This is a genomic window from Kurthia massiliensis (assembly GCF_000285555.1).
Lineage (GTDB): Bacteria > Bacillota > Bacilli > Bacillales_A > Planococcaceae > Kurthia > Kurthia massiliensis.
Window position 1 is genome coordinate 431,201 of record NZ_HE610996.1, and the last position, 19,283, is coordinate 450,483.

Here is a 19,283-nt window from a genome sequence, read left to right on the forward strand (position 1 = left end):
TAGAGTTGCTCAAACTTTTACAAAAAATAAATAGAAACGTTAGCAATTCTCCTCCAATTAGACCGAAAAAAGCTGGATAGACAACGTTTTTTCACACAAATAGAAAATAAAAAAATGCGCACCGAGAAGATGCGCATTTTTTATTTCAATGTGACATATTGTTCGACAATTTCACGATGAATGCTCGGATTGGCAATAATAAATGTATCTTGCGCCAATAAATTGACCGGCTGTAACGCTAGCGTACTCGCTACAGCCCCTACTTCCGCAGCGATAATAATACCCGCTGCAATATCCCATGGTGATAGACGTAATGAAATATAACTATCAATACGACCTGTCGCAACCGCCATAATCTCTAACGTAGCAGAACCGAGTGAACGCGTGCCACGCAGTTGACGGAACAGACGAATCACACCTTCATGCTCGATTTTGCGATTTGGCGTCGCCCATACTGCATTAATACCGACGATTGATTTATTTAACGCAATCGGTTCAAGTTTGCTCAAACGTTGACCGTTCATAAATGCTCCGTTGCCAGCGATTGCATAGTACAATTCATCTGCGACGACATCATATATGTATCCTGCACGTCCTACTCCATCTTCATAAATCGCAATCGAGATTGCAAAGTTACGTCGCTGGCGAACGAAATTCATCGTGCCGTCAATCGGATCAACCATCCAAACGACGCCTTCTAACGATGTAATTTGTTCGTGTGCCATTCCTTCTTCTCCTAAAATACGAAAGCTCGTATCGTAGGCATGAATTTTTTTCACGATGAACGCTTCGATTTCTTTATCGATGTTCGTCACTAAATCATTGGCATTTGATTTCGTTTCGATTTCCATCGTTTCAAAGAATGAACGTCTAATGCGTTCTCCTGCTTCTTTAATGATCGTTAACGTGTAGTCATGTAATGCTTGTATATCCATCGTGCCACCCCTTCACACACTTTTCTTTTAGTATAACAAAAAAACACCTGCAACTACTTCTCGTCAGGTGTTCTTAAATAATAATTTTACACATCATTTTATGCGAACGCATGCAGTGCCTCCAATTCTGAGTGTAACTCACTCAAACGTTTCTTACTCGCCTCTATTTGTGTATCATCATTTGTATGCATTGCATCAAATAACGTCGCTAATTCATAATCCAATTCGAGCTTTAAGCCATTGACATATTTACGTTCAAAATCCGTCTTACGTACAATATTCATAACTTGTTTCATCTTGATCATCTCCTTAGAATTAGGCGGTCATCAAGAACTTTTTTCACGTTTGTTATTTCTTTATGTTGCTAAGCTCTTGTACAAGAAATTTTCCCACATTTCGACTAAAATAAACCTATAAATAAATATTAAGGAGATTTTCAATGACAACTGTACAATGGACAGCAAATGACTTTGACGTATTTACAATTGATGGATTAGAACCACGCATGGCTGCATTAATCGAACGTGTACGTCCAAAATTTCAAACTTTAGGGGAGACATTTTCAAATTATTTTTCCGTTGCACTCGACGAAGAATTTTTTGCACACGTTGCGAAACATGCGCGCCGTACTGTCAACCCACCACACGATAGCTGGGTCGCTTTCGCACCGAATAAACGTGGCTATAAAGCTATGCCACATTTCCAAATTGGTTTATTTGAAAGCCATCTATTCATCAATTTAGCTGTTATTTATGAAGCGCCAAATAAAGATGAGATGGCAGAGCGTTTATTAAATAACGAAGCACTATTTGCACAACTCCCTCAAAACTTTTACGTTTCAGGTGATCATATGTCACCTACGACGCAAAATATAGATGAAGCGCTCAACGCAGGCGATGTTGAAAAATTGTTGAAACGTCTTCAAAATGTGAAAAAAGGTGAATTCATCGTCGGCCGTACGTTGTCACGTGAAGAAGCCGTTGCATTGTCACCTGAAGCATTCGACCAAGTCGTTGAACAAACGTTTGACGCCTTACTGCCAATTTATAAAACGATGTTAAATCGCGCCTAATCAAAAAGAGCACTGTCCTTGTAGACAGCGCTCTTTTTTATTTGCGTTTTTTACCTTTCGGTTCGCCTTTGATAACCGCTTTAGCCGGTGCTTCTTTTGCCTTTTTGACGATTGAAAATGGCACGTAGCCACTTTCTTGTTCAAATTCACGGCAATACGTTTTTTCTTCAGACATCGCTGGAACAATTTCTTTAAAGCGACGATATGTGTTCATGACTTCTTCTTTACGAACACCTGACTCATATGCTTTCTCAATTGCTTGGAAAAATGCGATGACGTCGACGATTTCTTCTGAAGACCAATCTAATGAAAATGGATAAGAATATTCCATGTACATTCCCTACCTTTTTTACGTTGTATCGCTATTGTACACGTTAAAACAGTAGCCAGGCAACAATCGGACAAAGTACAGCACCTAAAATCGCACTAAGCGTCATCGACACCGAACCAATTGATAACGTACGTTCACCGTATTCCGTTAACTTACTGACACCGATCCCATGTGAAGCGCTCCCCATCGAGACGCCGCGACTAACCGGTGTATCGATACGGAAAATGCGGTAACAAGTCGGCCCTAAAATGGCACCGATAATCCCCGCAACGATGACGAAAAAGACGGTGAACTGTGGAATGCCACCGATCATATCACTAATTTGCAGTGCGACAGGTGACGTAATCGATTTTGGTAAATAGCTTAACATGACCTCATCTTTTAAACGTGCAATTGATGCGCATAATAATACGCTTATCATGCCCATCACCATCGCAATGCCAACGCAGCTTAAAATAATTTTACGGTTTTTCATAATCGTCTCCCACTGTGTGTAAAGTGGATACGCCATCGCCACGACGGCAGGCCCTAACAACCAATTAATGAAAAAGCCACCTTTCATGTACGTATCGTACGGCACATCCATGACGACGAGCAACACGATCAGTAAAATTGTCGACGTTAAAATGGGAAATAAAAACGAAATGCCTGAGCGTTTATACACCCACGTCATCAACATAAAAATACCGACTGTTAATGCGACGAAACTAAGTGCGATCATGCTCTCCCTCCATTCGTCGTGCAATTTTTCCTGTTAGCACGAGTGTAAATAACGTACTAATCAACACAATGACAACGAGCAACACACCGTACCCTGATAACAATTCTGGATAATTCATAATGCCAACCGTTGCCGGAATAAATAACAACGTTAAAATCGACAACAAAAATCCTGCGCCTTCTTTCACAAACCAATCAGGAATTACTTTCGTGAGTAATCCAATTAGTAGCAATATTAAGCCAATAATACTACCCGGTAATGGTATATGTAAAAAATCGACAATGACCGTGCCAATGAAACAAAACATATACAATACCGCAATTTGTAAAATGATACGAACGACTTTCAATGTGGCCACCCCCTGTTGTAGACAATTGTATATTTTTGACAAAACATTCGTCAAACAAATAATGAATAGGCATTCAATTTTTGCGCAAACAAAAAAGCTGAGGTTCTCCCTCAGCTTTTGCATTAAACATCTTTATTTTCGTGTGCACGGTCTTTTTTCAACAATTTTGAGAGCAATTCATAAACGAGTGGCACGATGACAAGGGTTAAAACAGTCGAACTGATTAAACCACCAATTACCGTAATACCCATACCTTTTGAAATTAAGCCTGCTCCTTCGCCACCAATTGCCAGTGGTACAAGTGCCGCAATCGTTGCAATCGCCGTCATCAAAATTGGACGAAGACGTGTCGCACCCGCTTCAAGAATCGCTTCTCGTAAACTTAGGCCATCATGTTCCATATGAATGATGCGGTCGACAAGGACGATTGCATTTGTGACGACGATACCGACGAGCATCAATACCCCAATGAGCGTTGATACGCTGATCGTTTCACCAGCAATGTATAAGGCAACGAGCGCACCGATTACTGTAAATGGTAATGAGAATAAAATCGAGAATGGTGCAAGACCTTCACCGAACGTTACGACAAGAACGAAGTATACGATCGCAATCGCTGCTAAAATCGCAATACCTAGTTTTGTGAATGAATCAGCGATATCTTCTGTGACACCACCAGCATCAATCGTCACACCATTTGGTGTATCGATTTTGTCGATTTCTTTTTGTACGTCACTGCTTGCAGCTGTGACATCTTTCGTTTTCACAGTCGCTGTCACCGTTGCGTAGTATTTACCGCCGCTACGGTTAATTTCTGTAAACGTTTGATCATTTTTCACATCGACAAGCTCATCTAATTTTACTTTTTGACCAGTCGGCGTCGTAATTTCTTCTGCTAACACTTTTTTGAACGTATCTGGGCTTGTGACAGCCGTTTTCACTTCGACATCAATTTCTTTACCATCTTGTTCGACAGTCGTTAATGTCGTCGCTTGTACGTTCGGATTAATCGCCGTCGCGATTTGCGTCGTCGTCAATCCTAATTCATTTGCTTTTTTCTGATCGACAACGAGTGTCTTTTCATCATATTGCTCTGCAAGTGATGACTTCACATCTTTCAAGTCGTCGTTATCTTTTAAAATCGACATCATTTTATCGATTGTTGGACGCATATCTTCAATCGTATTACCATAAATAGAATACGATAATTCATTGTTTGATGAACCTGTGAAGTTTTGTTCTTTCCATTCACCTGGTGAATCAAATGCTTGTACTTTTTTCACAAGCGCTTCTTTTTTCGTTGCGAAGTCTTTCGTATCTGGGTCGTAAATGATATACATTAAACCACCATTACCACCACCAGCCATTAGCGGATTAGAGCCGCCGATAGACGTTTGAATCGTCTCAACATCCGCTTGCTTTTTCACGACTTCCTCTACTGCTGACATATCATCAACAACTTGGTCACGCGTTTGGCCTGGTTCTGGCGTGTAAGTTAAGTACGCCATTTTTTGCTCATCGTCTGGTAAGAAACTAAAGCCGATAAACGGCGCTAAAAATAGGCTCGCTACTAAAACGACGACAGATGCAATAGATGTAATCCATTTATGATTTAGCACCCATTTTAAAATGCGTTTGTAGCCACGTGCCATCGCACCATGCTCTTCTTTTTTATGTGCACGATCTTCAGGTGCTTTGTACAGTTCTTTTTTAAATAAAGAATGTGCAAGCGCTGGTACGACCGTAATTGCAACAAGTAATGACGCAAATAGTGCAAAGGCCATCGTTAAGGCGAATGGTAAGAATAACTCACCAACTGTACCGCCAACGAGTCCGATCGGTAAAAATACAGCAACTGTTACGACAGTTGATGCTAAAATTGGACGGAACATTTCAAGTGTCGCTTCACGAATTAATGCGCGACCACTTAATTTTTCGTGTTGTGAATATAAGCGTCGATAAATGTTTTCGACGACGACAATCGAGTCATCGATTACACGTCCAATAGCGACGGTCATCGCACCGAGCGTCATAATATTTAACGTAATGTCTAATTGATTTAACGCGATAATCGCGATTAATAATGACAGCGGGATTGAAATAATCGAAATAATCGTTGAACGGATATTACGTAAAAATAGCATAATGATTACAACGGCTGCGATAGCTCCGAATAATGCTTTTTCTAACATCGTATTCACAGATTTTTCAATCGGTTCCCCTTGGTCAAGGGTCACGTCAATCGTCACATCTTTGTTATCTTCTTCGAATGCTTTTGCCGCATCTTTCACTTCTTGCACGATATCAACGGTGTTGGCATCTTGTGCTTTCACGACTTGTACCGCAATGGCATCTTTCCCATTCGTACGTGACACTGATTCAACTTCACCGACGAGTTTCATCGATGCAATGTCTTTCAGTTTTACTGTAGATGGTTGTGCAGCTTCAGGTTGTGCGGTTGGATCAGCCCCTACCTGCGCCATTGCTTGTGCAGCCGCCGCATTCGGTTGTTGCGACTGTACTGGGATTTCTAAGTTTTTCAGTTTTTCAAGCGTCGTCATTTTCCCGTTGACGATGACAGATTGCTCCGCATTTTTGAATTCAAACATACCGAGTGGTACATTCGTATCCATCGCTTGAATATATTGTTTAACCGTATCTTCTGTTAAACCGTTCGCTGTTAACTGTTTATCTTTAAACGTTAATTCTACTTTTTTCACTTGTTGACCCGAAAGAGAGACAGACGATACACCGTCTAGTTGCTCTAACTTCGGCTGTAAATAATCTTCCGCGGTTTTTGTCAACTCTGCAATATCTTGGTCAGTGGACGAAACGCTTAACGCAATAACCGGGAAGGCATTTAATGTTACGCGGTCAAGCGTCGGTGTTTGCGCTGTTTCTGGTAATGTTACTTTCTCTAGCGCTTCTTTAATATTTTGACGTGCTTCTTGCATATTCGTGCCGTAATCGAATTCTACTTGAATGTTGGACATGTTTGAATAAGAATTCGAATACACTGTCTTCACGCCTTCAAGATTTGCAACTGCCTTTTCGTAAGGGGTCGATATATCATCTTCTACTTGCGTTGGCGTAGCCCCTGGATATGTCGTGGCAATCGAAATGATTGGCACTGAAATATCCGGAATTGATTCCATTTTCATCTTTAAACCTGAGTAAATACCTGCGCAAGCTAAAATAATCGTCATGAGCCACACAGCAAGCTTATTTTTCAGAACAAATTTGACAAAGCCATTCATACTAAAACACCGCCTTTTTTTCTATATGCTATTCGTGATGCATATCAATCTCGCATCTTACTTACGACTTTAGTCATAAATGCGTTCAATTTCACTATAATAGACCATTTGAATGAAAGTCAATCGGGAAGGTTTGTTTTCACATTTTCGCCATTTCGAGCGAAAATAAATCATACTGTAGGGTAATTTCGGGTATAGAAAAAGCGCATATCCATAAAATGATATGCGCTTCGCTATTAATGCTGTTCGTGACGATTCTTATTTTTGCCGCCGAATAATGCCACTAAAATGACAATGACAACGATGGCAATCCAAACAAGAATAATGCCTGTATTTTGATATTTTGCCGTTAAAAATGTTGCGACAAACGTAATAATGGCAAATACGATAAACGCTAGCCATAGTTTTTGCTTACTCATTAAAATCTCCTCCTATAATGAAGGTGCCCTTCCGCCGTCGATATTAACCGCCGTACCAGACACATATGAAGCGGCATCGGATACGAGGAATGTAATGACATTCGCTGCTTCCTCTGTATGACCGATTCTACCTAAAGGTATATCCTCGCCCATTTTAGCAGAAAATTCATCCCACGTTAACTCTGGATGAGATTGTTCCCAAATTTGTTCGATTTGCGCGCTCCGAATAAGCCCGATGCACACAGTATTGACACGAATGTTATATTTCCCTAGATCTTTACTTGCCGCATTGACAAGTGCTTGTCCTGCCGCTCGACTCATTGAAGTCGGCAAACTGCTTGCTTCAGGTGTTTTCCCCGCAATTGCGGTTACGTTGACGATTGCGCCACCACGTGTTTTCATATGTGGCAGTGCGACACGCATCGTATGAATCGCTGCAAACACTTTAAGTGCTACATCTTGCTCCCAACGATCTTCTAATACTTCGTCAAACGGTTGTGCGGCTGCACTACCAGCATTGTTGATGAGAATGTCGAGTTGACCAAAATGTGTGACGGTCTCCGCAACAAAACGTGCACAATCCGCTTTATTCGTCATATCAGCAACGACAGTAAAAACGTCTTGACCTGTTTCTTTGTAAATAAAGTTTTTCGCTTGTTCAAGCCCCACTGCGTCCCGAGCACAAATGGACACTTGCGCACCTTCTCGTACGAGTTGAAGTGCTGTTTGAAGCCCAATCCCTTTACTACCACCCGTAATCATCGCTACTTTACCTGTTAAACCTAAATGCAAGTCCAATCGCCTCCTTCAAGTTTACGTTCATTATAACAAAACCGTCTGCGGAAATCGCTCCATACAAAAAAGGAGCCGCCTATGCGACTCCTTGAAACTTAGTCAAAATTATTTTTTGCCTAAGATGTGAATTGGGTTGCCAAGAGCTACTTCAGCAGCTTCCATTGTAATTTCACCTAAAGTTGGGTGAGCATGGATTGTCATAGCGATATCTTCTAAAGTCATACCGCCTTCGATAGCTGTAGCCATTTCTGCGATCATATCAGAAGCGCCAACACCAACGATTTGAGCACCGATTAATAAGCCGTCTTCTTTGCGACCTACTAATTTTACGAAGCCTTCTGTTTCGTTAAGTGCTAATGCACGACCGTTTGCGCCGAATGGGAATTTACCAGTTACAACATCGAAGCCTTCAGCTTTTGCTTCTTCTTCGTTTAAGCCTACAGTTGCCATTTCTGGATCTGTGAAGCATACAGCAGGAATTGCTAAGTAATCTACGATTGATTTTTCGCCAGCGATTGCTTCAGCAGCTACTTTACCTTCGTAAGAAGCTTTGTGTGCTAATTGTAAGCCTGGTACGATATCACCGATAGCGTAGATGTTTGGTACTGAAGTACGGCCTTGTTTGTCAACTTTTAATAAGCCACGTTCGCCGAATTCGATACCGATTTCTTGTAAGCCCATTTCGTCAGTGTTTGGACGACGACCTACAGTTACTAATACGTAGTCAGCTTCAACAGATTTTGCTTCGCCAGCTACTTCGTAATTTACTGTTACGCCAGTTTCTGTTTCTTCAACGCCTTGTGCAAGAGCGCCAACTTCAACAGTAACACCTTTCTTTTTAAGGCCTTTTTTCACGATTTGAGTCATCGCTTTTTCGAAGCCAGCAAGGATATCTTTACCGCCTTCAAGGATCGTTACTTCAGAGCCAAGGTTTGCGTAAGCAGAACCTAGCTCAGTACCGATGTAACCGCCACCGATAACAACTAATTTTTTAGGAAGCTCAGTTAAGTTAAGAGCGCCTGTTGAGTTAAGTACACGTTTAGAGAATTTGAAAGTTGGAATTTCAACTGGACGTGAACCTGTTGCAAGGATTAAGTTTTTGAAGTTGTAGTGTTGAGAACCTGATTCAGTTGCAACTGTTAATGAGTTTGCAGAGTTTAAGTATGCTTCACCCATAACGACTTCGATACCGTTACCTTTTAATAGACCAGAAACACCGCCTGTTAATTTTTTAACAACGCTGTCTTTGAATGCTTGTGCTTTTGCGAAGTCAAGTTGTACTTCTGGCACGATAACACCCATGTCTGCTGATTCTTTTGCATGTACGTAGCGGTGACCTACTGAGATCATTGCTTTAGATGGGATACAACCTACGTTTAAGCAAACGCCACCTACATATTCTTTTTCAATAACTGTTACTTTTTGTCCTAGTTGTGCTGCGCGAATTGCTGCAACGTAACCACCAGGGCCCGCACCAATTACAATTGTGTCTGTTTCGATTGGGAAATCTCCTACTACCATTTTGTTTTACGCCTCCATTAATAATAATTCAGGATCGCTCAATAAGCGTTTGATTTTATTCATTGCGTTTTGAGCTGTCACCCCGTCAATCATGCGATGATCGAAGCTCAATGATAATGCTAACACAGGTGCCGCTACAATTTCACCATCTTTAATAATTGGTTTCTCCGCAATGCGGCCAACACCAAGGATAGCGACTTCGGGGTGGTTGATTACTGGTGTGAACCATTGACCACCTGCAGAACCGATATTAGAAATCGAGCATGATGCACCTTTCATCTCATTCGATGCTAGTTTACCATTTCTCGCTTTGTCTGCCAATTCGTTAATTTCATTTGAAATAGCAAATACAGATTTACGATCCGCATTTTTTACGACAGGAACGAGTAAACCACGATCCGTGTCTGCTGCGATACCTATATTATAATAATGTTTTGTGATAATTTCTTCTGTTTCGTCATCAAACGAGCAATTTAATGCCGGGAACTCACGTAAAGTGCTCACGAGCGCTTTAACGACATAAGGAAGATAAGTTAGCTTAATTCCTTTTTCTGCTGCTACTGTTTTAAATTTCTTACGATGTGCAACGAGTGCTGTTACATCGACTTCATCCATTAATGTTACGTGTGGTGCTGTATGTTTTGAATTGACCATCGCTTTCGCAATTGCACGACGCATTGGCGTAATTTTTTCGCGTGTTTCTGGGAACTCACCTTCAGGAACAACTGGTGCTTGTTTTGTTTCAGCCGCTGCTTCTTGTGGTGCTGCTGTTGTTTCTTGTTCAGTTGCAGCCGTTGCTTGACCACCATTTTTAAACGCTTCAATGTCTTCTTTTAAAATGCGACCATTTTTGCCTGTACCTGTTACTTGTTTAATATCGACATCGTTTTGACGCGCGAATTTACGAACAGATGGCATCGCGATGACACGTTTTGTGCCTGCTGGATTCACTTCTTCAGTCGCTTCTTTTGATACCTCTTCTTTCGGTGCATCAGCTTTTGGTGCTTCTGATGTTGGCTTCGCTTGTTCAGCAGTTTGCTGTACTTGTTGCTCTGTTGCCTCTTCATCTTCGTCATCTTTGTGACCGTGAAGTTCTAGATCTTCGTATCCTGGTGCATCAATTTCAAGTAAAACCGTACCAACAGTTGTTAAAGTTCCTTCTTCTACAAGTACTTTTTCGATCGTACCCTCAACTGGAGATGGAATTTCAACGACTGCTTTGTCGTTTTGTACTTCTGCTAAAATTGTATCCTCTTCGATTTTATCTCCTGGTTTTACGAACCATTTAATAATTTCTCCTTCGTGAATACCTTCACCGATATCTGGTAAGCGGAATTTATATGCCATGCATGTCACCCTCCTAATCTATTTTCAAAAAACATTCATTTTCATCTATTTACATACCCGTTTTCAAAAGGTGTATTAAAACTCTAATACTTTTTTCGCTGTTTCTAATACATCTTTGTAGTTCGGTAACCAAACTGACTCAGCTTGTGGGAATGGATAAATCGTATCTGGTGCTGCGACACGTAATACTGGCGCTTCTAATGAAAGAATGGCACGTTCGTTAATTTCAGCAACAACGTTCGCTGCAACACCCGCTTGTTTTTGCGCTTCTTGTACGACGATCGCACGATTTGTTTTTTCAACAGATGCGATAATTGTGTCGATATCAAGTGGTTGAATTGTACGTAAGTCGATTACTTCTACTGAGTGACCTTCTTTTTCTAATTCTTCCGCAGCTTTTAATGATTCGTGAACCATTGCGCCGTACGTAATGATTGAAAGGTCTGTACCTTCACGTTTTACGTCTGCTTTGCCTAGTTCAATTGTGTAAGATTCTTCTGGTACTTCTTCACGGAATGAACGATATAGTTTTAAGTGTTCAAGGAATACGACTGGATCGTTATCGCGGATAGAAGCGATTAATAAACCTTTTGCGTCGTAAGGTGTTGATGGTACGACAACTTTAAGACCTGGTTGTTGTGCTACTAAACCTTCTAAGCTATCTGAGTGCATTTCTGGTGTGTGCACACCACCACCAAATGGTGAACGGATCGTTACAGGAGCGCTTAATTGGCCGCCTGAACGGTAACGAAGACGTGCAAGTTGACCTGAAATCGAATCCATTACTTCATAGACGAAGCCGAAGAACTGAATTTCTGGCACTGGACGGAAACCTTCAAGTGCAAGACCGATTGCAAGACCACCGATACCTGATTCTGCAAGTGGTGTATCGAATACACGGCCCTCACCGAATTCTTTTTGAAGTCCTTCAGTTGCACGGAATACACCGCCGTTTACGCCGACGTCCTCACCGAATACTAATACGTTTTCGTCATCTTTTAATTCACAACGAAGTGCGTCTGTAATTGCTTGAATCATTGTCATTTGTGCCATCGGTTATTTCGACTCCTTCTCTACGTAAATTTGTAACTGTTCTTTTAAGTTTTGAGGCATTGATTTTTTATCATGCATAATATTGATTAAGTCCGTTACTTTCTGTTTCGGAACGCTATCTGCTTCTTTAATAGCTGCTTTGATTTGCTCTTTCGCATCTTCAATGACAGCTTCTTCTTTTGATTGGTCCCATAAGCCTTTTGCTTCTAAATATTTACGGAAGCGAACGACTGGGTCTTTTTTGCCCCATTCTTCGTCTGTTTCTGACGTACGGTAACGCGTTGGGTCATCGCCTGCCATCGTATGTGGACCGTAACGGTAACAAACTGTTTCGATTAATGATGGGCCTTCACCTTTTACTGCACGTTCACGCGCCTCTTTTGTCGCCATGTATACAGCAAGTGGGTCCATACCGTCAACTTGAATGCTTGGAATACCAGCAGCGATCCCTTTTTGCGCTAACGTTTTCGCACCTGTTTGTAAGTGACGAGGTGTTGAAATCGCAAATTGGTTGTTTTGAATAATGAAAATGGCTGGTGATTTGAAAGCACTTGCGAAGTTAATACCTTCATAGAAGTCACCTTGTGAAGAACCGCCATCACCTGTATATGTGACTGCTACGGCTTCTTTACCGCGTTTTTGTAAACCGAGTGCAACACCTGCTGTTTGGACATATTGTGCACCAATAATAATTTGTGGAGATAATACGTTTACACCTTCAGGAGATTGACCACCTGCGAAGTGACCACGTGACCATAAGAATGCTTGAGATAACGGAACACCGTGCCATACGATTTGTGGTACATCACGGTAGCCTGGTAAGATCCAGTCTTGTTTTTCTAAAGCATAGTGAGAAGCGATTTGCGATGCTTCTTGACCTGCTGTTGGTGCGTAGAAACCTAAGCGACCTTGGCGGTTTAATGAGATTGAGCGTTGGTCTAAAATACGTGTGAAGACCATGCGACGCATTAATTCCACTAATTCTTCATCTGATAATTGTGGATCTAAGTCAGGATTAACGATTTCCCCTTCTTCGTTCAAAATTTGAACCATTTCGAACTTTTCTTCGATTTCTTGTAAGTTCTTTACGGCATCGAATAGTGATTTGTTTGTTGACATTCTCTCACATCTCCTTCGTAACTGTATTATAAATTTGTTTTATTTTTATTAGTACAACTAACTTATGAAATTAAGTATATACAACAAGATTTCGTTAGTCAACCATTAACTTCGCTTGTTTTTAATGCATTTATCTCACTTCACTATAAACATTTTTCTTGTTCTGTATTATTGTTTTTTATACTTCTGTATTATATCAGGGGCATTTTTTGTCCCGAATTTTGTAGTACAGTGTAGTACACATTACCAAAAATTACCCAGTGCTTCTCATATTGCATGGGCGTGAGAGTCATGTATACTAAAAATATAGTGAAACGAAAGGAAGAACGACGATGATTTTAATGAAAGATATTATCCGTGAAGGTAATCCAACTTTACGTAAAAAAGCTACAGAACTTACTTTCCCTTTAACAGATGAGGAAAAACAATTGGGCCATGATCTATTAGAGTTTCTTAAAAATAGCCAAGACCCTGAAATGATAGAAAAATACAGCCTACGTTCAGGCATCGGTATCGCTGCCCCACAAGTAGACGTTGCGAAGCGCATGTTCGCCCTTCATTTACCAGACGACAAAGGCAATTTAATTAGCATGGTCGTTGTAAATCCTAAAATCGTGAGCCATTCTGTCGAAAAAGCTTATTTACCAACTGGTGAAGGTTGCTTATCAGTTGACCGTGAAGTGCCAGGATACGTGCCACGCCCACAACGTATTACAGCAAAATTTTTCGATTTAGATGGTAACGAACATAAAATGCGTCTGAAAAACTTACCAGCAATTGCATTCCAACACGAATTAGATCACTTAAATGGTGTAATGTTCTACGATCACATTAATAAAGAAAATCCTTTTGCAGAAATCGAAGACGCACATCCATTAGATTAATCATAAATGATAAAAACCCGGTAACGCTTATTGCGCTGCCGGGTTTTCTACTATATTAAACCAATTTTTTGCATTGCTTTGGCAAGGCCATCGTTATCGACATGATCAGTTACGAATGTCGCAGCTGCTTTTGCTTCTGCAACACCATTGCCCATCGCCACACTCGTGCCGCGTGTTGCAAATGCCTCTAACATTTCGCGGTCGTTTAAACCGTCACCAAATACGACGACATCTTCCGCTTCAAAATCAGTATGTGTTAAAAATTGTTCAATGCCATACGCTTTCGATACGCCTTTATTAATGACATCTAATGAATAATCATGCCAACGAATAAAATGCAGTTCTGGGAAAGCAGCACGGAAATATTTTTCTTTCGTCGTATCTGCATATAACAACATTTGATAAATCGGTTTTAGCGAAAATGCTTCCGGTTGGACAGTAGGCATCGGATAAAAGAGCGAATCCATACTCACTTTTACTTCGTGCGTATTGATCGTCGACGACATTTTTTCATCGTCTAAAAAAACGAGTGGACTATCTTGTTCGTACGCGAGTTCTACCATATGTTTCATGACGTCGACTGGTAGTGGATTGTGCGAAATGAGCTCGCCTTTATAGACGACATATTGTCCGTTAAAACTAACATACGAATCGACATTTAATTCGCGTGCAACACTTTCTAAAAAATACGGTGAGCGTCCTGTTGCAATTGCGACTTCATGACCGTTCGCACGTGCCGCTTCAATCGCATCGCGCGTCGCTTGTGGCAACTGTTTACTCGTATTATATAAAGTTCCGTCTATATCAAAAAATAAAATTTTCTTTTTCATCTATAACGCTCCCTTTTCAAATGTCTCTTTACACAAAAAATTTTTTTCTGTATAATCGCCCGTGGACTATTAGCAGAAAAAAGCTAATAAATGTAGAAAAAATGTTTCGCTTGCCCTGCACATTTTATGGAGGGCTTTTCTTTATTTTAAAGTACTAACATGATAATATAAAGGAAATGCAATTATTTTGAACGTATTAAAGGAGACAATAACACAATGATTTACAAAGTTTATTACCAAGAAAACAAGCTTGAAGTACCAGTTCGCGAAAATACTAAAAGCCTATATCTTGAAGCTACTGACGTACGTGAAGTACGTGAAAAACTTCAAGACCGTAACTACAACATCGAATTAATTCAATTGCTTGAAGGTAACTACCTAGAATATGAACAAGCAAGTGAAAACTACCGTTTGGAGAAATTTGACTAGATGAAATTTGTCAAAAACGACCAAACTGCTGTATTCGCACTCGGCGGACTGGGCGAAATCGGCAAAAATACGTATGCTGTTCAATTCCAAGATGAAATTATCTTAATTGACGCTGGTATTAAGTTCCCTGAAGATGATCTTCTTGGGATCGATTATGTTATTCCAGATTATACTTATTTAAAACGCAACGTTGATAAAATTAAAGGCCTATTTGTTACGCACGGTCACGAAGATCACATCGGTGGTATTCCTTATTTATTACGCCAAATTAACATTCCTGTTTACGGTGGTAAATTAGCACTTGGCTTATTACGTAACAAACTTGATGAGCACGGTCTTTTACGTTCAACAAAGCTAATTGAAATCGAAGAAGAAGATGTCATCAAGTTCCGTAAAACGTCTGTTAGCTTCTTCCGCACTACTCACAGTATTCCAGATGCTTACGGCGTTGTCGTAAAAACACCACCTGGTAATATCGTGCACACAGGTGACTTTAAATTTGACTTTACGCCAGTTGGTGAACCTGCAAACTTAACAAAAATGGCTGAAATCGGGAAAGAAGGCGTTCTTTGCCTGCTATCTGATAGTACGAACGCTGAACGTCCCGAGTTTACGATGTCAGAACGTAAAGTTGGCGAATCAATTGATGAAATTTTACGTAAAGTTGAAGGCCGTATTATCTTTGCGACATTCGCATCGAATATCCACCGCCTAAAACAAGTTACAGATGCTGCTGCAGCTCATGGTCGTAAAGTTGCAGTATTCGGTCGTAGTATGGACAATGCGATTACAATCGGTCGCGAACTTGGCTATATTACTGCACCTAAAGAAACATTTGTCGATGCGCAAACAATTAACCGTTTACCAGCAAACGAGGTTATGATTTTATGTACAGGTTCACAAGGTGAGCCAATGGCAGCATTATCTCGTATTGCAAACGGTACGCACCGTCAAATTCAAATCCAACCAAATGATACTGTTGTATTCTCTTCTTCACCAATTCCAGGGAATACAACGAGCGTGAACAAAATCATCAACTTGCTATATCGTGCAGGTGCTGATGTCATTCACGGTGCGATTAACAATATCCACACATCTGGTCACGGCTCACAACAAGAGCAAAAATTAATGCTTCGCTTAATCAAACCGAAATTCTTCATGCCAATCCATGGTGAATACCGTATGCAAAGCATGCACAAACAATTAGGTGTTGATTGTGACATCCCTGAAGATAATATCTTCGTGATGGAAAATGGTGAAGTATTAGCATTAAGTTCAGATTCTGCACACGTTGCAGGTCGCATTCCATCAGGTGATGTATACATCGATGGTAACGGTATCGGTGATATCGGTAACATCGTTTTACGCGATCGTCGCATTCTTTCTGAAGAAGGTCTTGTGATCGTCGTTGTCAGCCTAGATATGAATACGAAACGTATCGTATCTGGTCCAGACATTATCTCTCGTGGTTTCGTCTATATGCGTGAATCTGGTTCAATGATTAATGAGGCACAGCAAATGCTGAACCGCCACTTACAACAGTCATTGCAAGAAAAATCACCACAATGGTCTGAACTGAAAAACGAAATTACGGACGTTTTAACACCGTACTTATTCGAAAAAACGAAACGCCGTCCAATGGTCTTACCGATCATCATGGAAGTGTGATCATAAACGAAAGAGCCTGTTCAAATGAACAGGCTCTTTTTTTATGCATATAAAAAGGGGCTGGGACAAAACATTTCACTTTCCTTTTTTAGCGTTCGCAACAAAAAACCGGAACCGCGCCACAGCGCGATTCCAGTTTTTTTATGCTCATTTGAGATGGTGTTTTTACACTTATGTCCCAGCCTCTTCGTCTTAAGCTTGTACGGTTACTTTCGAATGTTGTGCAATATACGCTGCTTGATGTTCAAGACGTGCAATTGCTTCTTCTTGCACCTTGTAACCACCGTCAGCTAACTTCTCAACTTGTTGGTCTACAACGTATACCGTATGCGTAATGTGTGATGCACCTAGCGCTGAAGCGACCGGTTTTAATGCGTAATCAATCGCTAATAAGTGACCGATTGAACCACCGATGGCAATTGGGAAAATGATTTTATTTTCAAAGCCTTTTTGTGGAATTAAATCTAAGAACGTTTTTAAAATTCCTGTGTATGACGCTTTATAAATCGGTGTTAGTAACACGACGATATCAGCTTCTGCCACTTTAGCAGTTGCTGCTTTCACCGCTTCGCTACCGAAGTTCGCTAAAATTAAATCTTCTGCTGGAATTTGATGCACGTATAATACTTCTGTTTCAATGTCTTGCGCTTGTAACGCTTTTTCTGCTTGTTGTTGTACACCTGTTAGACGAGAAAATGTCGTATTACTACCGTTAATTAAAATTGCTTTTGTCATGTTCTATTCCTCCTATTGTGTCACTGCACCGTGTACAGACGCTGCAGTTGGTACTTTAAGTCCTAAGTTTTCACGTAATGTCGTGCCTTCGTATTCTGTGCAGAATAAGCCGCGGCGTTGTAACTCTGGAATTACGAGTTCAACAATATCTTTAAAGCCTTCTAGGAATGTTGGTGGCATAATGTTAAAGCCATCTGCTGCCCTATTAACGAACCAGTCTTCTAATTGATCGACAAATTTACCGTTTTCTTTGTCGATCACGAGCGCTTCTTTTTCAACAGAGAACCATAACTTTTTCACAACATCGACGAACTCTTCCGCACGTTCGTAAAGGCAGGCATGTTCTAAATGTTTTTCTTTCCCAAATAGCGTCGCTTCTTTCGGATTTGCAGACGTTACGATATTCCAAGCAGCACGTCCACCTGATAAATGGTCGATTGACGCAAATTTACGAGCAACGTGGAACGGCTCATTGTACGTCGTCGTTAACGTTGATACGAATCCGATATTTTTCGTTACGGCTTGTAATGCTGAAATTAATACGACCGGATTGAATTTCAATCCTGAACGGCTATTTTCCGCAATTTCTTCACCGAAAACGTCTGCGAAAAACACCATATTGAATTTTGCTTGCTCTGCAAGTTGTGCTTGTTCTTTAATAAAATCGAATGTAAATGATTCAGCCGTTTGTGCTGCAGGATAACGCCAAGCTGCTAAATGATGGCCTCGTAAGAAGAAAAATGCACCTAACTTCATCTGTTTTTTATCATACGTAACATCCCTATTCACTGTTTTAATATGGATTAAATTCGTTCGTATACATTGTTGACGTATCAACATTTTCATCTTGAATATCACCAAGACGTTTTAACAATGGTCGCCACTGATTAAAGTCACTTTCTTGAATGACGCCACCTTTCGTATTAATACCTGTACCTTGCCAGTATTGTAAGTTTTCAATCGGTTCATCGCGGTCACGTTTTTCCATAATGTCTTCTAGACGTGCGACTACTTCGTCACGATCGGTTTCTTTCATCCAATCGATTGCTTTCGATACACCTTGTGTAAAGTCTTTCACCACTTCAGGATTTTCTTTAATGAATTCATCGCGGAAGAAATAACTACCAGCATTGTACTGACCATCAAATGCATCGACATCTTTAAAGAGTAAATCGACTTTTTTACTTTCTAACGCTTTATCGCGGAAAATACCATTGAGTGCTGCGACATCGACTTGACCGTTAATGACAGCTTGCTCCGAATTGACTTGTGGTAAAACGACAAATTGAACTTGCTCGATTTGTTTGTCCGTTAATCCTGCGTTATATAAATATTGCTTCACAGCCATTTCGTAATGCGCGCCGCGAATATTTAATGCCACCTTTTTACCGATTAGGTCTTTCGGTTCTTTAATTTTCGAACCTTTTTGTCCGAAAAATCCTAAGAAAATTTCTTTGTTACTGCCATAAGAAGAAATGACCGATTTGATTTTAACGCCTTTGTCGATTGATTTAATAATCGCGCCGTTAAATGCCATTCCGTAGTCTAATTGTTTTGTCGCTACGAATTGAATACTTTCTGGACCACCTGTGTAAGCACCTTGATAATCAAGTGATACGTTTTTGAAGTAACCTAAGTCCTCTGCCACTTCTGCTGGTGTTACAATGCCTGTTTCACCTTGGTATTTTAAAGCGTATGTTTCGCCTGATGAAGCGTTACTTGCGTTGTCTGCCGTTTTCTCTTTGTCGCCGCATGCTGCAAGCGTTAATGCTAATGCTGCTGTTGATAGTAATGCTGCCCATTTATTCATGTAAAAAT

General features: G+C 40.6%; 20 protein-coding genes. 4 read left to right on the forward strand and 16 right to left on the reverse strand.

All coding sequences use genetic code 11. The features are described from left to right. Nucleotides 1-140: 140 nt before the first annotated feature. Complete coding sequence (locus tag KMHG_RS02520; RefSeq protein WP_010286620.1) at nucleotides 141-935, reverse strand: inositol monophosphatase family protein; 795 nt, start codon at nucleotides 933-935, stop codon at nucleotides 141-143. A gap of 98 nt (nucleotides 936-1,033) precedes the next feature. Beyond that, nucleotides 1,034-1,231 carry a YkzI domain-containing protein gene (locus KMHG_RS02525; protein WP_010286621.1) on the reverse strand — a complete coding sequence of 66 codons (198 nt, stop codon included), beginning with the start codon at nucleotides 1,229-1,231 and terminating at the stop codon, nucleotides 1,034-1,036. Nucleotides 1,232-1,374: 143 nt separating this feature from the next. Here KMHG_RS02525 and KMHG_RS02530 point away from each other — a divergent pair, with 143 nt between their 5' ends. Then, entirely contained in the window at nucleotides 1,375-2,007 is a 633-nt protein-coding gene (locus KMHG_RS02530; protein ID WP_010286622.1) for a YktB family protein, read from the forward strand. Nucleotides 2,008-2,044: 37 nt separating this feature from the next. Here the strand turns inward: KMHG_RS02530 and KMHG_RS02535 are convergent, their stop codons facing one another. The 10 genes from KMHG_RS02535 to pdhA form a co-directional block, all read right to left on the reverse strand. After that, nucleotides 2,045-2,338 (reverse strand): UPF0223 family protein, encoded by a 294-nt coding sequence (locus KMHG_RS02535; protein WP_010286623.1) that lies wholly within the window; start codon nucleotides 2,336-2,338, stop codon nucleotides 2,045-2,047. A 43-nt stretch (nucleotides 2,339-2,381) separates the two neighbouring features. Then, nucleotides 2,382-3,059, reverse strand: a complete 678-nt coding sequence (locus tag KMHG_RS02540; RefSeq protein ID WP_010286624.1) for an LrgB family protein — start codon at nucleotides 3,057-3,059, stop codon at nucleotides 2,382-2,384. After that, complete coding sequence (locus KMHG_RS17255) at nucleotides 3,046-3,408, reverse strand: CidA/LrgA family protein (protein ID WP_010286625.1); 363 nt, start codon at nucleotides 3,406-3,408, stop codon at nucleotides 3,046-3,048. The genes KMHG_RS02540 and KMHG_RS17255 overlap by 14 nt, the downstream gene beginning before the upstream one ends. Nucleotides 3,409-3,530: 122 nt before the next feature. Next, the gene (locus KMHG_RS02550; RefSeq protein WP_010286626.1) at nucleotides 3,531-6,665 is read right to left on the reverse strand and encodes an efflux RND transporter permease subunit; all 3,135 of its coding nucleotides are present in this window, start codon (nucleotides 6,663-6,665) and stop codon (nucleotides 3,531-3,533) included. A gap of 236 nt (nucleotides 6,666-6,901) precedes the next feature. Continuing rightward, nucleotides 6,902-7,084, reverse strand: a complete 183-nt coding sequence (locus KMHG_RS02555; protein WP_010286627.1) for a hypothetical protein — start codon at nucleotides 7,082-7,084, stop codon at nucleotides 6,902-6,904. A 12-nt stretch (nucleotides 7,085-7,096) separates the two neighbouring features. Further along, the gene (locus tag KMHG_RS02560) at nucleotides 7,097-7,876 is read right to left on the reverse strand and encodes an SDR family NAD(P)-dependent oxidoreductase (protein WP_010286628.1); all 780 of its coding nucleotides are present in this window, start codon (nucleotides 7,874-7,876) and stop codon (nucleotides 7,097-7,099) included. Nucleotides 7,877-7,984: 108 nt separating this feature from the next. Next, complete coding sequence (gene lpdA, locus KMHG_RS02565; RefSeq protein WP_010286629.1) at nucleotides 7,985-9,400, reverse strand: dihydrolipoyl dehydrogenase; 1,416 nt, start codon at nucleotides 9,398-9,400, stop codon at nucleotides 7,985-7,987. Between the two features lie 6 nt (nucleotides 9,401-9,406). Beyond that, nucleotides 9,407-10,747 carry a dihydrolipoamide acetyltransferase family protein gene (locus KMHG_RS02570; protein ID WP_010286630.1) on the reverse strand — a complete coding sequence of 447 codons (1,341 nt, stop codon included), beginning with the start codon at nucleotides 10,745-10,747 and terminating at the stop codon, nucleotides 9,407-9,409. Nucleotides 10,748-10,822: 75 nt separating this feature from the next. Then, the gene (locus KMHG_RS02575) at nucleotides 10,823-11,800 is read right to left on the reverse strand and encodes an alpha-ketoacid dehydrogenase subunit beta (RefSeq protein ID WP_010286631.1); all 978 of its coding nucleotides are present in this window, start codon (nucleotides 11,798-11,800) and stop codon (nucleotides 10,823-10,825) included. Nucleotides 11,801-11,803: 3 nt separating this feature from the next. Then, entirely contained in the window at nucleotides 11,804-12,919 is a 1,116-nt protein-coding gene (gene pdhA / locus KMHG_RS02580) for a pyruvate dehydrogenase (acetyl-transferring) E1 component subunit alpha (protein ID WP_010286632.1), read from the reverse strand. Nucleotides 12,920-13,251: 332 nt separating this feature from the next. On the opposite strand from pdhA, the gene def reads away from it, so the two are divergent. Next, a complete protein-coding gene (gene def / locus KMHG_RS02585; protein ID WP_010286633.1) occupies nucleotides 13,252-13,803 on the forward strand; it encodes a peptide deformylase in 552 nt (183 codons plus the stop codon). A gap of 50 nt (nucleotides 13,804-13,853) precedes the next feature. Here the strand turns inward: def and KMHG_RS02590 are convergent, their stop codons facing one another. After that, on the reverse strand, nucleotides 13,854-14,633 hold the full coding sequence (locus tag KMHG_RS02590) for a Cof-type HAD-IIB family hydrolase (RefSeq protein ID WP_010286634.1): 780 nt from the start codon (nucleotides 14,631-14,633) through the stop codon (nucleotides 13,854-13,856). Between the two features lie 216 nt (nucleotides 14,634-14,849). Here KMHG_RS02590 and KMHG_RS02595 point away from each other — a divergent pair, with 216 nt between their 5' ends. Next, nucleotides 14,850-15,062, forward strand: coding sequence for a DNA-dependent RNA polymerase subunit epsilon (locus KMHG_RS02595; RefSeq protein WP_010286637.1), 213 nt, complete (start codon nucleotides 14,850-14,852; stop codon nucleotides 15,060-15,062). Beyond that, entirely contained in the window at nucleotides 15,063-16,730 is a 1,668-nt protein-coding gene (gene rnjA, locus KMHG_RS02600) for a ribonuclease J1 (protein WP_010286640.1), read from the forward strand. Nucleotides 16,731-16,922: 192 nt separating this feature from the next. Here the strand turns inward: rnjA and ssuE are convergent, their stop codons facing one another. The 3 genes from ssuE to KMHG_RS02615 are packed head-to-tail and all read right to left on the reverse strand — an operon-like array spanning nucleotide 16,923 to nucleotide 19,275. Further along, nucleotides 16,923-17,465: an NADPH-dependent FMN reductase gene (gene ssuE / locus KMHG_RS02605; protein ID WP_010286645.1), complete on the reverse strand. Its 543-nt coding sequence runs from the start codon at nucleotides 17,463-17,465 to the stop codon at nucleotides 16,923-16,925. Between the two features lie 12 nt (nucleotides 17,466-17,477). Then, nucleotides 17,478-18,221, reverse strand: coding sequence for an LLM class flavin-dependent oxidoreductase (locus tag KMHG_RS02610; RefSeq protein WP_084761356.1), 744 nt, complete (start codon nucleotides 18,219-18,221; stop codon nucleotides 17,478-17,480). Nucleotides 18,222-18,258: 37 nt separating this feature from the next. Beyond that, nucleotides 18,259-19,275, reverse strand: coding sequence for an ABC transporter substrate-binding protein (locus tag KMHG_RS02615; RefSeq protein WP_010286649.1), 1,017 nt, complete (start codon nucleotides 19,273-19,275; stop codon nucleotides 18,259-18,261). Nucleotides 19,276-19,283: the final 8 nt, after the last annotated feature.

What these genes read in the sequence shown, in the direction of transcription:
- KMHG_RS02595 (WP_010286637.1), top strand. Translation starts at nt 14,850, where the DNA reads ATGATTTACAAAGTTTATTACCAAGAAAACAAGCTTGAAGTACCAGTT.
- rnjA (WP_010286640.1), top strand. Translation starts at nt 15,063, where the DNA reads ATGAAATTTGTCAAAAACGACCAAACTGCTGTATTCGCACTCGGCGGA.
- KMHG_RS02525 (WP_010286621.1), bottom strand. Translation starts at nt 1,231, where the DNA reads ATGAAACAAGTTATGAATATTGTACGTAAGACGGATTTTGAACGTAAA.
- KMHG_RS02610 (WP_084761356.1), bottom strand. Translation starts at nt 18,221, where the DNA reads ATGAAGTTAGGTGCATTTTTCTTCTTACGAGGCCATCATTTAGCAGCT.
- KMHG_RS02570 (WP_010286630.1), bottom strand. Translation starts at nt 10,747, where the DNA reads ATGGCATATAAATTCCGCTTACCAGATATCGGTGAAGGTATTCACGAA.
- KMHG_RS02575 (WP_010286631.1), bottom strand. Translation starts at nt 11,800, where the DNA reads ATGGCACAAATGACAATGATTCAAGCAATTACAGACGCACTTCGTTGT.
- pdhA (WP_010286632.1), bottom strand. Translation starts at nt 12,919, where the DNA reads ATGTCAACAAACAAATCACTATTCGATGCCGTAAAGAACTTACAAGAA.
- KMHG_RS02615 (WP_010286649.1), bottom strand. Translation starts at nt 19,275, where the DNA reads ATGAATAAATGGGCAGCATTACTATCAACAGCAGCATTAGCATTAACG.
- def (WP_010286633.1), top strand. Translation starts at nt 13,252, where the DNA reads ATGATTTTAATGAAAGATATTATCCGTGAAGGTAATCCAACTTTACGT.
- KMHG_RS02530 (WP_010286622.1), top strand. Translation starts at nt 1,375, where the DNA reads ATGACAACTGTACAATGGACAGCAAATGACTTTGACGTATTTACAATT.
- KMHG_RS02555 (WP_010286627.1), bottom strand. Translation starts at nt 7,084, where the DNA reads ATGAGTAAGCAAAAACTATGGCTAGCGTTTATCGTATTTGCCATTATT.
- KMHG_RS02550 (WP_010286626.1), bottom strand. Translation starts at nt 6,665, where the DNA reads ATGAATGGCTTTGTCAAATTTGTTCTGAAAAATAAGCTTGCTGTGTGG.
- lpdA (WP_010286629.1), bottom strand. Translation starts at nt 9,400, where the DNA reads ATGGTAGTAGGAGATTTCCCAATCGAAACAGACACAATTGTAATTGGT.
- KMHG_RS02535 (WP_010286623.1), bottom strand. Translation starts at nt 2,338, where the DNA reads ATGGAATATTCTTATCCATTTTCATTAGATTGGTCTTCAGAAGAAATC.
- KMHG_RS02540 (WP_010286624.1), bottom strand. Translation starts at nt 3,059, where the DNA reads ATGATCGCACTTAGTTTCGTCGCATTAACAGTCGGTATTTTTATGTTG.
- KMHG_RS02590 (WP_010286634.1), bottom strand. Translation starts at nt 14,633, where the DNA reads ATGAAAAAGAAAATTTTATTTTTTGATATAGACGGAACTTTATATAAT.
- ssuE (WP_010286645.1), bottom strand. Translation starts at nt 17,465, where the DNA reads ATGACAAAAGCAATTTTAATTAACGGTAGTAATACGACATTTTCTCGT.
- KMHG_RS02520 (WP_010286620.1), bottom strand. Translation starts at nt 935, where the DNA reads ATGGATATACAAGCATTACATGACTACACGTTAACGATCATTAAAGAA.